Source organism: Pseudomonas sessilinigenes (assembly GCF_003850565.1).
GTDB lineage: Bacteria > Pseudomonadota > Gammaproteobacteria > Pseudomonadales > Pseudomonadaceae > Aquipseudomonas > Aquipseudomonas sessilinigenes.
The window spans coordinates 3,045,693-3,058,622 of the sequence record NZ_CP027706.1; the positions used below are offsets into that span (position 1 = coordinate 3,045,693).

13 protein-coding genes and 1 pseudogene are annotated in these 12,930 nt (G+C 68.0%); 10 read left to right on the plus strand and 4 right to left on the minus strand.

Translation table 11 applies throughout. The annotated features are described in order from the left end of the window. The first annotated feature begins 52 nt into the window (after positions 1–52). Complete coding sequence (locus C4K39_RS14165; protein WP_124346728.1) at positions 53–1,891, plus strand: nitric oxide reductase activation protein NorD; 1,839 nt, start codon at positions 53–55, stop codon at positions 1,889–1,891. 20 nt (positions 1,892–1,911) lie between these two features. Here the strand turns inward: C4K39_RS14165 and C4K39_RS14170 are convergent, their stop codons facing one another. After that, a complete protein-coding gene (locus C4K39_RS14170) occupies positions 1,912–2,103 on the minus strand; it encodes a hypothetical protein (protein WP_068588480.1) in 192 nt (63 codons plus the stop codon). Then, positions 2,100–2,783: a Crp/Fnr family transcriptional regulator gene (locus C4K39_RS14175; RefSeq protein ID WP_068588483.1), complete on the minus strand. Its 684-nt coding sequence runs from the start codon at positions 2,781–2,783 to the stop codon at positions 2,100–2,102. The genes C4K39_RS14170 and C4K39_RS14175 overlap by 4 nt, the downstream gene beginning before the upstream one ends. Before the next feature lie 489 nt (positions 2,784–3,272). On the opposite strand from C4K39_RS14175, the gene C4K39_RS14180 reads away from it, so the two are divergent. Then, positions 3,273–4,463 (plus strand): NnrS family protein, encoded by a 1,191-nt coding sequence (locus tag C4K39_RS14180; RefSeq protein WP_124346729.1) that lies wholly within the window; start codon positions 3,273–3,275, stop codon positions 4,461–4,463. 18 nt (positions 4,464–4,481) lie between these two features. After that, on the plus strand, positions 4,482–4,919 hold the full coding sequence (locus C4K39_RS14185; RefSeq protein WP_068588493.1) for a hypothetical protein: 438 nt from the start codon (positions 4,482–4,484) through the stop codon (positions 4,917–4,919). 57 nt (positions 4,920–4,976) lie between these two features. Here the strand turns inward: C4K39_RS14185 and C4K39_RS14190 are convergent. Beyond that, positions 4,977–5,411 (minus strand): annotated as a pseudogene (locus C4K39_RS14190) (hemerythrin domain-containing protein); the annotation flags it as partial. A gap of 178 nt (positions 5,412–5,589) precedes the next feature. Between C4K39_RS14190 and norR the strand changes: the two are divergent. The 7 genes from norR to ubiT all read left to right on the plus strand — a co-directional run bounded on the left by norR (position 5,590) and on the right by ubiT (position 12,245). Then, positions 5,590–7,110 carry a nitric oxide reductase transcriptional regulator NorR gene (gene norR / locus C4K39_RS14195; RefSeq protein WP_068588582.1) on the plus strand — a complete coding sequence of 507 codons (1,521 nt, stop codon included), beginning with the start codon at positions 5,590–5,592 and terminating at the stop codon, positions 7,108–7,110. Positions 7,111–7,191: 81 nt separating this feature from the next. Beyond that, complete coding sequence (gene pdxH / locus C4K39_RS14200) at positions 7,192–7,839, plus strand: pyridoxamine 5'-phosphate oxidase (protein ID WP_124346730.1); 648 nt, start codon at positions 7,192–7,194, stop codon at positions 7,837–7,839. 102 nt (positions 7,840–7,941) lie between these two features. Next, positions 7,942–8,496, plus strand: coding sequence for a molybdenum cofactor biosynthesis protein B (moaB, locus tag C4K39_RS14205; RefSeq protein WP_068583454.1), 555 nt, complete (start codon positions 7,942–7,944; stop codon positions 8,494–8,496). Then, on the plus strand, positions 8,493–9,728 hold the full coding sequence (locus tag C4K39_RS14210; protein ID WP_124346731.1) for a molybdopterin molybdotransferase MoeA: 1,236 nt from the start codon (positions 8,493–8,495) through the stop codon (positions 9,726–9,728). Before moaB ends, C4K39_RS14210 begins: the two co-directional genes overlap by 4 nt. 132 nt (positions 9,729–9,860) lie before the next feature. Further along, positions 9,861–10,856 carry a ubiquinone anaerobic biosynthesis protein UbiU gene (gene ubiU / locus C4K39_RS14215; protein WP_068583279.1) on the plus strand — a complete coding sequence of 332 codons (996 nt, stop codon included), beginning with the start codon at positions 9,861–9,863 and terminating at the stop codon, positions 10,854–10,856. Positions 10,857–10,866: 10 nt separating this feature from the next. Then, complete coding sequence (locus tag C4K39_RS14220) at positions 10,867–11,757, plus strand: U32 family peptidase (RefSeq protein ID WP_068583282.1); 891 nt, start codon at positions 10,867–10,869, stop codon at positions 11,755–11,757. A 35-nt stretch (positions 11,758–11,792) separates the two neighbouring features. After that, the gene (ubiT, locus tag C4K39_RS14225; RefSeq protein WP_437179386.1) at positions 11,793–12,245 is read left to right on the plus strand and encodes a ubiquinone anaerobic biosynthesis accessory factor UbiT; all 453 of its coding nucleotides are present in this window, start codon (positions 11,793–11,795) and stop codon (positions 12,243–12,245) included. Here the strand turns inward: ubiT and C4K39_RS14230 are convergent. Further along, complete coding sequence (locus C4K39_RS14230; protein WP_124346733.1) at positions 12,233–12,910, minus strand: Crp/Fnr family transcriptional regulator; 678 nt, start codon at positions 12,908–12,910, stop codon at positions 12,233–12,235. The two genes, ubiT and C4K39_RS14230, sit on opposite strands and share 13 nt — an antisense overlap. Positions 12,911–12,930 lie beyond the last annotated feature (20 nt).

The following is a 12,930-nucleotide window of genomic DNA, read 5'->3' on the forward strand; positions in this document are numbered from 1 at the left end:
CGGCCCGGCCAGTACGGCGGGCCGCTTCCTGGCGTTCAGAGGAGGTGCCGCAATGGCCTTCACGGTTGAACTGGAAGAATGGGTCGGCAGCGTCTGGCATCGCTTCATCACTCGCCGGGCCAGTAGCGATTTTCCCGAGGCACGGGTCGAGCTGGCGTCCCGGCAGCGGGCCCTGGCCGTGCTCTATCGGGCCATGGGCGGTGCGCCCGGCAAGAACCTCGAGGCGGCCAGCGAGCGCGACCTGTTGCTGCGCCGCAGCCTGCTGCAGCAGATCGCCGGGACGTGCCGGCAAGCGCCCCTGGCCTGTTGCGATGAACAACACCTGCGCTTGCCGGCCAGCCTGGCGGTGTTTCCCGATCCCCAACTGAATGCGGAACTCTACCGCTGGCTGGTGTTGCTGGCGGCCCAGGCCGGCCCCATGCGCCACTGGGGGCGAGACAACCAGCGCTGGACCCAGGCATTGCTGCAGGCCTATCCGGGGCTGGTCGGGCGCTACCGGCGCCTGGTGGAGGCGCACCTGCAGTTGCGCCCCGACCCGGCCACGCTGCGACCGGACGAGGCAGCCCTGGAGCGCGCCCTGTGCCGGGCCCTGCGCGAGCCGGGCAGTGTCCGTGAGTTTCCCCATAGCGAACGGGCCGCCTGGCCGCTGCCCCTATGGCTGTATCCGCCGCTGCACCTTTGCAGCCCGCAGGCGGCGGACTTCGAGCAGGACGACAGCCCACTGCCGGTCAGTGCCGGTGAGCAGCAGGGCGGGCGCAAGCGGGCCACGCGCATCGATGACGCGCCGGCCAAGGGCGGCCTGCTGATCGTGCGCCTGGAGAACCTGTTCAGTTGGACCGAACACGTCGAGCTCGACCGCTGGGAGGATGACAGCCAGGACCCCGACGCCGCCCGGGTCGCCGAGGACCTCGACCACCTGACCCTGTCGCGCACGCGGATCCGCAAGGGCGGCGGCCTCAAGTTGCACCTGGACCTGCCACCGGCGGACATCGACGACCTGCCCCTGGGCGAGGGCATCAAGCTGCCGGAGTGGGACTATCGCCAGGGCCGGTTGCGGGAGGACTTCGTCAATCTGCAGCTGTTCGAGCCACGGGATTGCCAACCGCAAGCGCTGCCGGGCCATCTGCAGGCCCCGGCCCGGCGCTTGCGCCGCCAGTTCGAGCAGTTGCGCGACCGTCGCCAATGGCTGCGCCAGCAACCCCAGGGCAGCGAGCTGGACCTGCAAGCCTGGCTGGACTTCCACGTCGAGCGCCAGCACGGGCGCAGCGCCGCGCGCGGTTTGTTCCTGGAGCGGCGCCAGACCCAGCGCGACCTGGCGTGCCTGCTGCTGGCGGATGTGTCGATGTCCACCGATGCGCACCTGAACGACCAGCACCGGGTGATCGAGGTGATCCGCGACAGCCTGTTGCTGTTCGGCGAGACCCTGTCGCTGCTCGGCGACGATTTCGCCTTGTACGGTTTTTCCTCGCTGCGCCGCCAGCAGGTACGACTGCAGGAACTCAAGGGTTTCGACCAGGCCTACGACGACCGTATCCGGGGCAAGATCCAGAGCCTCAGGCCCGGCTACTACACCCGCATGGGCGCGGCGATCCGCCAGGCCACGCGCCTGCTGCAAGGGCGCAAGCACCAGCGCAAGCTGCTGTTGCTGCTCACCGATGGCAAGCCCAACGACCTGGATCTGTACGAAGGGCGCTATGGCGTCGAAGACACCCGTGAGGCGCTGCGCGAAGCCCGGCGCCAGGGGCTCACGCCGTTCTGCATCACCATCGATCGCGAGGCCGGGGCCTATCTGCCGTACATGTTCGGCAGCCACGGCTACAGCCTGATCCACCAGCCCGAGCAGCTACCCCTGCGCCTGCCGCAGCTGTACCGCCAATTGACCCAGCCCTGAGGCCGGGTCGAGGGCGATGCCTAGCGCGGCAACCACAGCACCATCGCCAGGCAGAACAGCGTCAGGGCGATACAGAACCCCATGAAGCGCTTCTGCCGGCGTGCCCCGGCCTGGGCCGCCCTGGCCGGCAGCGGCATGCCGCAGTGCTGGCAGTGGTCGGCCCCGGGCGGATTGTCCTGCTGGCAGTACAGGCATTGCACCTGGAGGCTCATTCGAATTGCTCCAGCCGTGGCCGGTCGAGAATGACGATGCGCCGGCCGTCCTGGCTGATGATCTTGTCGTCGATCAGGCGCCGGATGATCCGCGAGAAGGTCTCGGGCTGGATCGCCAGGTGCCCGGCGATCAGTTGCTTGGCCATCGGCAGCTCGAACTGGCGCTCCACGGGCTGGGCCTGCATCAGCTGGGTGAGCAGGTAGCGCACCACCCGGTGGGTGGCGTTTTTCAGCGACAGCGTCTCGATCTCGTTGACCCGCTGGTGCAGGCGTACGCAGAGCTTGCCCAGCAGGGCGAAGGTCAGCCGGCTGTTGCTTTGCAGCAGGCGGATATAGGTGGCATTGGACAGCCGGTACAGCTGCGCGGGGCCGACGGCCTCGGCCGAGGCCACGTAGTTGGGGGTGTCCATCAGCATCATCGCTTCGGCGAAGGTCTGGCGCGGGCCAATCACCTCGAAGACCTTCTCCTGGCCGTCCGGGGTCAGGCGGTAGATCTTCACCGCCCCTGCAATGACGAAATAGAACGCATCGGCCACTTCGCCCTGGTGGAACAGCGGCTCGCCCTTGTCGACGCTGAGCAGTTGGCTGGTGGCCATCAGCTCGTCAAGCTGCTCGTCGTTCAAGGGCTCGAACAGGTGATGGCTGCGCAAGATCTGGTGGTGGACTCGGTGAAGCACCATGGCTATTGATCCTCGTGTAGGAAAGGGTAGGGAACGGGTTCAGACCAGGCTCAGGGAAATACCGCTGGCGGCCGCCACCAGGGCGCTGAGGATGCAGAACCAAGCCAGGGGCTGGACGATGTTTTTCATGGGAACTCCAGGAACGCGGGACAGCTTTGCCGAGCAAGACCCGGACCAGGCCCGGGCGCCCGCAAATCCTGGGCCTGAATGACGGCAGGGTTTAAATGACCCTGACGATCAGGGTTCTAATGACCATGATCGGGTTGTTTTTACCCTGTGATGGGCGCCAGGGTGCCGGCCAGCCGCGCCCGGGCACAGGGCACGACCCTTGCACTACCCGTCTGGACAGCCAGGTTGCGGTTGTCGTCGACCAGCCCATCGACTGCTTCGTTGATGTGGCGCAGCGGCGACAGGCGCCGAATGGCAGAAGGTGACGCCGGGATTCGCTTCGCCGTGGATAGCACCGGCAACAAGGTAAGGAGTGGCTTGATGCAAGTACTTGATCGCCGTAAGGCCCTGGCCGTAGCGCCGTTGTTGCGCCTGGCGTTCCGTCCGATGTTCCTCGCCGGCTGCGTCCTCGCGCTGCTGGCGATACCGCTGTGGCTGGCGGCGCTGCAGGGCGTGTTGGGCAGTTGGCAGCCCGCGGGCGGCTGGCTGGCCTGGCACCGCCACGAGCTGGTATTCGGTTTCGGCCTGGCGATCATCGCCGGGTTCCTGCTCACCGCGGTGCAGACCTGGACCGGCCAGCCGGGCCTGTCCGGCAAGCCGCTGGCGGGCCTGGCGCTGTTGTGGCTGGCGGCGCGGATGGCCTGGCTGGCGAACCTGCCCTGGTCGCTGCTGGCGCTGCTGGAGCTGGGTTTTCCATTGCTGGTGGCGCTGGTCATGGCGCGGACCCTGTGGCGGGTACGCCAGCAGCGCAACTATCCGCTGGTGCTGGTCCTGTTGTTGCTGACGGCGGTGGATGGCCTGGCGGTGTGCGGCCTGGTGCGTGGCGATGAGGGTTGGCAGCGCCAGGCGGTGCTGGCCGGTATCTGGCTGGTGGCGGCGATCATGGGCCTGATCGGTGGCCGGGTGATTCCGTTCTTCACCCAGCGCGGGCTGGGGCGGGCCGAGGCGGTGGCGCCCTGGCCCTGGCTGGACTGGCTGTTGCTGGGCGGTTCGGCCCTGGTGGCGCTGCTGTATGCCGCTGGGCTGGCCCTGGCCCCGAGCCCCTGGCTGGGCCTGTTGTTCGCCTTCCTGGCGCTCGGGCACCTGGTACGCCTGTGGCGCTGGCATGATCGCGGCCTGTGGCAGGTACCGCTGCTGTGGTCGCTGCACCTGGCCTATGCCTGGCTGGCGCTGGCCTGCCTGGGCATGGCCCTGTGGCATGGCGGGGTGGCGCTGAACCCGAGCCTGGCGGTGCACTGCCTGACCATCGGCGCCATGGCCGGGTTGATCCTGGCGATGATCGCGCGGGTCAGTCTCGGGCATACCGGGCGGCCGTTGCAGCCACCGGCGGGGATGACCCAGGCCTTTATCCTGATCAACCTGGCGGGTGTCTGCCGGGTGCTGCTGGTGCCCTGGCTGCCCCAGGCCGGGTTGTGGCTGGCGGGCGCGTGCTGGGCCCTGGCCTTCGCCCTGTATGCCTGGCGCTACGGGCCGATGCTGCTGCAGCCACGGGTCGACGGCCACCCAGGTTAAGGTTCAGGAGAGTCCAGGATGTTCTATCCCTATCTGTTGCTGATCCACCTGTTGGCGGCCATCGCGTTCATCGGCACGCTGTTCTTCGAGCTGCTCATCTGGCCGGCGGTACGCCGCCAGGTGCCGGCCGCGGCCCTGGCCGGGGTCGACCAGGCGCTGTCGGTGCGCTCGCGCAAGGTCCTGCATGGCGTGGTGGTGTTGCTCTATGGCGCTGGAATCGGCCTGGCCTGGCACCATCGCCTGGCCCTGGCGCACCCGCTGGGCAGCACCTTCGCCAGCTTGCTGGGGCTGAAGATCGTCCTGGCCCTGAGCATCATTGGCCACTATCTCCTGCTGGCGTTCTGGCTACTTAGCGGACGCCTGAGCGAGGGCCGGGCGCTGGGCATCCGCCGCAGCATCCTTGGGCACATGGTGTTGATCGTGATCCTGGCCAAGGCCATGTTCTATTGGCATTGACCGGCGCGGACCGGCTCGTTTCCACCAGGGAACGGGCCGGTCCGGGAGAGGGGCGGGTTATTGCAGGGCCTGGGTGAACAGCACGTCGTTTTCCAGCTGGATGTGCTCCAGCAGGTCGTCGCGAAACTCCTGCAGGCCGCTGTACAGGGTGCGCCAGGTGTTGCAGGCGGCCTCTGGGGTGGTGATCTGCCCCGTCAGTTGCATCAACCGTTCCAGGGCTTCGCCGTGCTGGTCGTGCTCCAGGCGCATCACGTGGATCGGCGCGCCGGCCTGGCGGCCCATGCCCCGTTGCAGCATCGGGAACAGCACCTGTTCCTCCTTGAGCATGTGGCTTTCCAGTTCCTGTTGCATGTCCTGCAAGTGATCGGCCAGGCCTTCGGGGCAGTGGCTGTCGCCGGCATGCACCTGTTCCACCCGGCGGGCCAGGCGGATCAGTTCCGGCAGTTGCTCGCGGTGGCGGTCGTGAAAACGCGACAGGATGTGCTCGATAAGTTCGTTTTGGGACAGTGTCTGGTTCATCAGGGGATTCCTGGGGGGGGTGGGTCTTGCCTGGTGATTGCATCGCCCATGCCAGCTTTGATTGCCCGGAATCAATGGCCGTTTCCTGGACTATGGTGAAATCCACCGCGATTTCCCTGGGTAGATATGACCATAGAGGGTGAGGACCACCATGTTGCGAGAAAGCCTGGCCGCCGACCTGATCGTCGAGTTGCCCAATGCCGTGCGGTTGCAACGACTGGTGCAGACCCTGCGCGAATACTTTCGTTGCGGTGCGGTCGGCCTGTTGCGCCTGGAGGACGACAGCCTGCGGCCGCTGGCCACCGTCGGCCTGGTGCACGAGGCCCTCGGGCGGCGCTTCGTGATTGCCCAGCACCCGCGGCTGGCGGCGATCATGGCCTCGCGCGAGCCGACCTGGTTCGAGCCCGACAGCCGCTTGCCGGACCCTTACGACGGCCTGCTCGATACTGCCGTCAGCGAACCCTTGGCCGTGCACGACTGCATGGGCGTGAGCCTGTACATCGAAGGCCGGATCTGGGGCGCGATCACCCTCGATGCCTTGCAGGCCGGCACCTTTGACGATGACGCCCGGGACGAGCTCAAGCGCTGCACCTTGCAGATCGAGGCGGCCGTGCGCGTCACCCGCCTGGAGCAGGAGAACCGCAGCCTGCGCTTGTCCCGCAGCGAACCTGTGGATGTGCGGCGGCCCCTGGAGGAGGGCGAGATCCTCGGCCAGAGCGATGTGTTGCACCAGTTGCTCAACGAACTGGACGTGCTGGCCGACTCCGAGCTGCCGGTGTTGCTGTTGGGCGAGACCGGGGTCGGCAAGGAGCTGTTCGCCCGGCGCCTGCATCGCCTGTCGCGGCGCAGCCACAAGCCTCTGGTGCAGGTCAACTGCGCGGCCCTGCCTGAATCCCTGGCCGAGAGCGAGCTGTTCGGCCATGTCAAAGGGGCGTTCTCCGGTGCCACCAGCGATCGCGCCGGGCGCTTCGACGCGGCCAACGGCGGCACGCTGTTCCTCGACGAAGTGGGCGAGCTGCCCCTGAGCGTCCAGGCCAAGCTGCTGCGTACCTTGCAGAACGGCGAGATCCAGCGGCTGGGGGCGGACAAGCCGCTGCACGTCAATGTGCGCATCATCGCCGCCACCAACCGACACCTGCCCGACAGCATCCGCGATGGCCTGTTTCGCGCCGACCTCTATCACCGCTTGTCGGTGTACCCGGTACCGATCCCGCCGCTGCGTGAGCGTGGCCAGGATGTCCTGCTGATCGCCGGGCACTTTCTCGAACTCAACCGCACCCGCCTGGGCTTGCGCGGGCTGCGCCTGTCGGCGGCGGCCGAGCGGGCGCTGCTGGGCTACCGCTGGCCGGGCAACGTGCGCGAGTTGGAACACGTGATCGGCCGGGCTGCGCTCAAGCAGCTCAGCCGCGACGGCAGCCGCAGCCTGATCATCACCCTGGAGCCCGAGGCCCTGGACCTGGACAGCACCCCGGCAGCGCCACCGGTGCCCGAGCAGCCGGCGGATCCGGGCTTGCCTTTGACCTCCCTGGGGGATGCGGTGGATGCCTGCCAGCGCCAGTGCATCGTCCAGGCCTTGCGCCTGAGCGGGGATAACTGGGCCGCTGCGGCGCGGCTGCTGGCGGTGGACCCGAGCAACCTGCACAAGCTGGCCAGGCGCTTGCGGCTCAAGTAGCGCCAGCGGCGTTGATGGCGGTCAAGGTGCGTAAGTGGCGCTGCTTACAGACTGCGCAGCACTTACCAGGAGATCACCGCCATGCCGCTGTCCCTTGCCCAGATGCGCCGTAACTACACCCTAGGTGGCCTGCACGAAGAGCAGGCGCCGGACGATCCGCTGCTGCTGTTCGGCCAGTGGCTGGAGCAGGCGCGGGAAACCGAGAGCGCCCCCGTGGAGGCCAACAGCATGCACCTGGCCACCGTGGACAGCCAGGGCCGGCCCCATGGCCGGGTGTTACTGCTCAAGGGGGTGAGCGCTGAGGGGTTCACCTTCTTCGGCAATTACCAGAGTGCCAAGGGCCTGGAGCTGGCGGCCAACCCCCAGGCCGCCATGACCTTCTTCTGGCCGGCCCTGGAGCGCCAGGTGCGGATCGAGGGCCCGGTGGTACGCCTGGCGGATGAGCTGTCCGACGCCTATTTCGATTCCCGGCCCCTGGCCAGCCGCCTAGGCGCCTGGGCCTCGCCCCAGAGCCGGCCGCTGGCCGATCGCGATGAACTGCAGGCGCTGCTGGCCCAGACCATCCGCCGCTTCGTTGAAAAACCCCTGCACCGGCCTGCGCACTGGGGTGGCTATTGCCTGCAACCCGAGCGCCTGGAGTTCTGGCAAGGGCGGGCCGACCGCCTGCACGACCGTCTCGACTATCGGCGCCAGGGCGGCCAGTGGCGGCGCCAGCGCCTGGCGCCCTGAGCCGCACCCCCGGAGGTACCTCCAAGGAGGGATGGGCCCGCCGGGGCTTTGGGTCCAGGCTTGGGCCCAAAGCCGATTCCCCAGCTACAGGACACCCAGGCCATGGCCCATTTGTCGCAACGCACTTTTGTACCCTTGAACATCGCTGTGCTGACCATCAGCGATACCCGCACCTTCGAGACCGACAGCTCCGGACAGACCCTGGTGGACCTGTTGCAGGCCGCCGGCCATGCGCTGGTGGACCGCGAGCTGGTCCGGGACGATATCTACCAGATCCGCGCCACGCTCTCGCGCTGGATCGCCGACCCTGCGGTGCAGGTGGTGCTGACCACCGGCGGCACCGGCTTCACTGCCCGGGACAACACGCCCCAGGCGGTGCTACCGCTACTGGACAAGCACGTGGAAGGTTTCGGCGAAGTGTTCCGCCAGGTCTCCCTGGCGGAGATCGGTATGTCGACCCTGCAATCCCGCGCCCTGGCCGGGATGAGCAATGGCGTACTGGTGTGCTGCGTACCGGGCTCGCCCGGGGCCTGCCGCACCGCCTGGACGCAGATCCTGCACAACCAGCTGGACAGCCGCACCGGCCCGTGCAACTTCGCCCCGCATCTGAAGCCGCAACCCGGCGCGGCCATCGCCGCTTGCGAGGTACGACCATGAGCGTCGGGCCTTGCGACAGCGGCACGCTGCTGCCGGTGGACCTGGCCATCGGCCATTTGCTCGAACGCGCGCCACGCCCGCCGCAACTGCATTGCCTGGCCCTGGAACAGGCCCTGGGCCGGGTCATCGGAACCGATGTCCATGCCCCCCGTGCCTTGCCGGGCTGGGACAACAGCGCCATGGACGGCTATGCCTTGCGCGCTGCCGACCTGCCGGCCGCGGGTGGCTGCCTGGTCCTGGCCGGGCGGGTCGCTGCGGGCCAGGCGGCGACCACGGCGTTGCTGGCGGGGCAAGCGGTGCGGATCTTCACCGGCGCGCCGCTGCCACCGGGCGCCGATACGGTGGTGCCCCAGGAGCTGTGCCGGGTCGAAGGCCAGCAACTGTGGTTGCCGGCGGTCAGCGTTGGCCAGCACGTGCGCAAGGCCGGCGAAGAGGTCCGTGAAGGGCATCTGCTGTTGCCCGCCGGCAAGCGTCTGCGGGCCCAGGAGCTGGGCCTGCTGGCGGCTTGCGGGGTCAGTTGGGTCGAGGTCTACCGGCCGCTGCGGGTCGGCCTGCTGAGCAGTGGCGACGAGCTGCGCGAACCCGGCCAGCCCCTGGCGCCGGGGCAGATCTACAACAGCAACCGCTATTGCCTGTCGGCGCTGCTGCAGGGGTGGGGCGTCGAGGTCCACGACTACGGCGCGATGGCCGATGAACTGCAGGCCAGCAAGCAGACCCTGCACCTGGCTGCCCAGGAATGCGACCTGTTGCTCAGCTCCGGTGGGGTCTCGGTGGGCGAGGAGGATCACCTCAAGCAGGCGATCCGCGAACTGGGCCAGGTGGACTTCTGGCGCCTGGCCATCCAGCCGGGCAAGCCCCTGGCCTTTGGCACCGTGGCGGACAAGCCCTGGCTCGGCCTGCCGGGTAATCCGGCGGCGGCGTTGATCACCGCGCTGGTGGTGTTGCGTCCGTTCCTGCTGCGCAGCCAGGGCCTGCGCGATGTCGTGCCGCAACCGGTGGCGTTGCCGGCCGGCTTCGACTGGCCGCAAGCCAATCGCCGGCGCCAGTACCTGCGCGCCCGGCTGGTGCCGGGGGATAACGGCCAGTGCCGCGTGCAACTGCATCCCCAGCAGAGTTCGGCGATGCTCAGCGCCGCCTGCTGGGCCGATGGCCTGGCGCTGGTGGAGTGCCAGCAACAACTGCGCCAGGACGACCCGGTGCAATTCCTCTCGTTCGCCGAGCTGATGCAGTGAGCGCTCTTGATTATCGTCAAGGTCCTGGCGGGTGCGCTGGCTAGACTGGCAGCGCTTTTTTTCCAGTGCTCCGGGCCTGCTGGCGGTCTGCACGAAAGGTGGGTGGAGCAGGTTCTTTGAAGAGGAATGCCCATGCAACTGGTCTGCCCGGCAGGCAACCTGCCTGCCCTCAAGGCCGCGGTGCGCCAAGGCGCTGACGCGGTCTACGTCGGTTTTCGCGATGACACCAATGCCCGCAGCTTCGCTGGGCTGAACATGGACGACAAGCAGTTCGACGCCGCCGTCGCCCATATCCGCCAACACCAGCGCCAGCTCTATGTGGCGGTCAACACCTACCCCCAACCCCAGGGCTGGGAGCGCTGGCAACGGGCGGTGGACCGCGCCGCCGACCATGGCGTGGATGCCTTGATCGCCGCCGATCCCGGGGTCCTGGGCTATGCCACCGAGCGCCATCCGCACCTGAGCCTGCACCTGTCGGTGCAAGGCTCGGCCACCAACGCCAGTGCCCTGGCGTTCTACTCCCAGCACTACAACATCCGTCGCGCCGTGTTGCCCCGGGTGCTGTCCCTGGCCCAGGTGCGCCAGGTGGCGGTCAACAGCGCCGTGCCCATCGAGGTGTTCGCCTTCGGCAGCCTGTGCATCATGGCCGAGGGCCGTTGCCACCTGTCGTCCTACATCACGGGCGAGTCGCCGAACCTGTGCGGGGTCTGCTCGCCGGCCAAGGCGGTGCGCTGGAGCGAGGATGCCGAGGGCTTGAGCGCCCGCCTGAGCGAAGTGCTGATCGACCGCTATGGGCACGACGAGCCGGCCGGCTACCCGACCCTGTGCAAGGGGCGGTTCATGGTCGGCGGCAAGCGCTTCCATGCCCTGGAGGAGCCCACTAGCCTCGACACCCTCGACCTGCTGCCGGAGTTGGCGGCGATCGGCGTGCAGGCGGTGAAGATCGAAGGGCGCCAGCGCAGCCCGGCCTATGTCGAGCAGGTCACCCGGGTCTGGCGCGCGGCGCTGGATGCCCATCGCCTGGCGCCCGAGCGTTTCGCGGTCAAGGACCAGTGGCGGCATGTGCTGGCCGGGCTTTCCGAAGGCAGCCAGACCACCCTGGGCGCCTACCACCGTTCATGGCAATGAGGGACTACCGATGAAGCTCAGCCTGGGACCCGTCCTCTACTACTGGGACAAGGAGCGCTTGGCGCGATTCTACGAACAGATGGCCAGCCTGGCGCTGGATGTGATCTACCTGGGGGAAACCGTGTGCTCCAAGCGCCGGGTGCTCAACCTGGACCAGTGGCTGGGCCTGGGCCGCGAGCTGCAGCAGGCCGGTGCGGCGCAGATCGTGCTGTCGGGCCTGACCCTGATCGAGGCCGCCTCCGAGCTGTCGAGCCTGCGCCGGCTGTGTGACAACGGCCAGTTCCTGGTGGAGGCCAACGACATGGGCGCGGTGCAGTTCCTGGCCGAGCGCCAACTGCCGTTCGTGGCCGGCCCGGCGCTGAACCTGTACAACGGCCATGCCCTGGCCAAGCTGCAGGACTGCGGGATGATCCGCTGGGTGCCACCGGTGGAATGCTCCGCGGCCCTGGTGCGCGCCGTGCTCGAGCAAGTTGCCGGGCTGGGCCGGGCCTTGCCTGAGGTCGAGGTGTTCGCCTACGGCCACCTGCCACTGGCCTACTCGGCGCGTTGCTTCACCGCCCGTGCGGAAAACCGCCCCAAGGACGACTGCCAGTTCTGCTGCATCAACTACCCCGACGGCCTGGCCCTGAGCAGCCAGGAAGGCCAGGCGCTGTTCACCCTCAATGGCATCCAGACCATGTCGGCCGAGGTCACCAACCTGCTGGCCGATTATCCGGGGCTGGTGGCCTGTGGCGCCGACCTGTTGCGCCTGAGCCCCCGGGCAGAAGGCATGGTCCAGGTGGTGGAGGCCTTCGCCCGGGTCTGCCAGGGCGAGGCGCCACCGCTGTGCGTGGACGGCTGCAATGGTTACTGGCATGGCCAGGCGGGCATGTTGCGGGTCGAGGAGGCGGGACTGTGCTGAAACCTACGCAATGGCTGCTCAAGAGCGCTGACCGGATGTTGCCGCTGGTGCGCCGGGTGCCATTCGGCCTCCAGCGCCTGGCCCTGGAGCAGGCGCTCAATCGCTGCCTGGCCGAGCCCCTGGCCGATGGCGAGTTCGACCTGTTGCGCGGGCGCTGGTTGTGCCTGCGCATCAGCGACCTGGACCTGACCTGGTACCTGACGCGCCAGCGCGATGGCCTGCACATCGCCCAGCGGGCCCGGGCCGACGTCAGCATCCGCGGCAACTGGCGCGAGTTCCTGCTGCTGGCCAGCCGCCAGGAAGACCCGGATACCTTGTTCTTCCGCCGGCGCCTGGTGATCGAGGGCGATACCGAGCTGGGCCTGACCCTGAAGAACCTGATCGACAGCCTTGACCCGCAGGTGTTGCCGGGGTGGTTGTGGCGCAACCTGGAACGGGCCGGCCAGGGCATGGCCGGCACCGTTGGGCCCGGCGCTCAGCCGGGGTAGTCGGCCAGGCGGTCGAGGGCGAGGATCTGGATGCTGCGCCTTTGCATGCTGATCAAGCCCTCGTCCACCAGCCGGTGCAGGGTCCGCGAGAAGGTCTCCGGCTGGATGCCGAGCTTGGAGGCCACCAGGCGCTTGGAAACCTGCAACTCGACCCGGCCATCGCCGGGGTTGCACTCCTGGAGCAGGAAGTTGATCACCCGGCGGCTGGCATTGGGCAGGATCAGGGTGTCGATGTCCCGCAGGCGCTGGTGCAGGTGCTGGCTCATGCTGGCCATGACTGCCAGGCACACCTGCGGCTGGTCCTGCAGGGCGTGGCGATAGTGCGCGCCGTCGATGCTCACCAGCACGCAATCCTTGAGGGCACCGGCGCTCACCGGAAAGCTATGGGCCTGGCTGAACTGCAAGGCCTCGGCGAAGGTCTGGCCCGGCTGGATGATTTCCACCAGGTGTTCCTGGCCCTCGACGTTGAGCCGGTACAGCTTGATCTGGCCGCTGACCAGCAGGAAGAAGCGCTTGGCCGGTTCGCCCTGGCGCACCAGGATGTCGTGGCAGGCCAGGCGCTTGAGGGTGGCCAGGGCGCAGACGTCCTCGAAGACCTGGCCCGGCAGCTTGGCGAACAGGTAGTGGCGACGCAACAGCAGGACGGTGGATGGGTGATTGAGCATGGCGTACCTCCGCTGCCGCC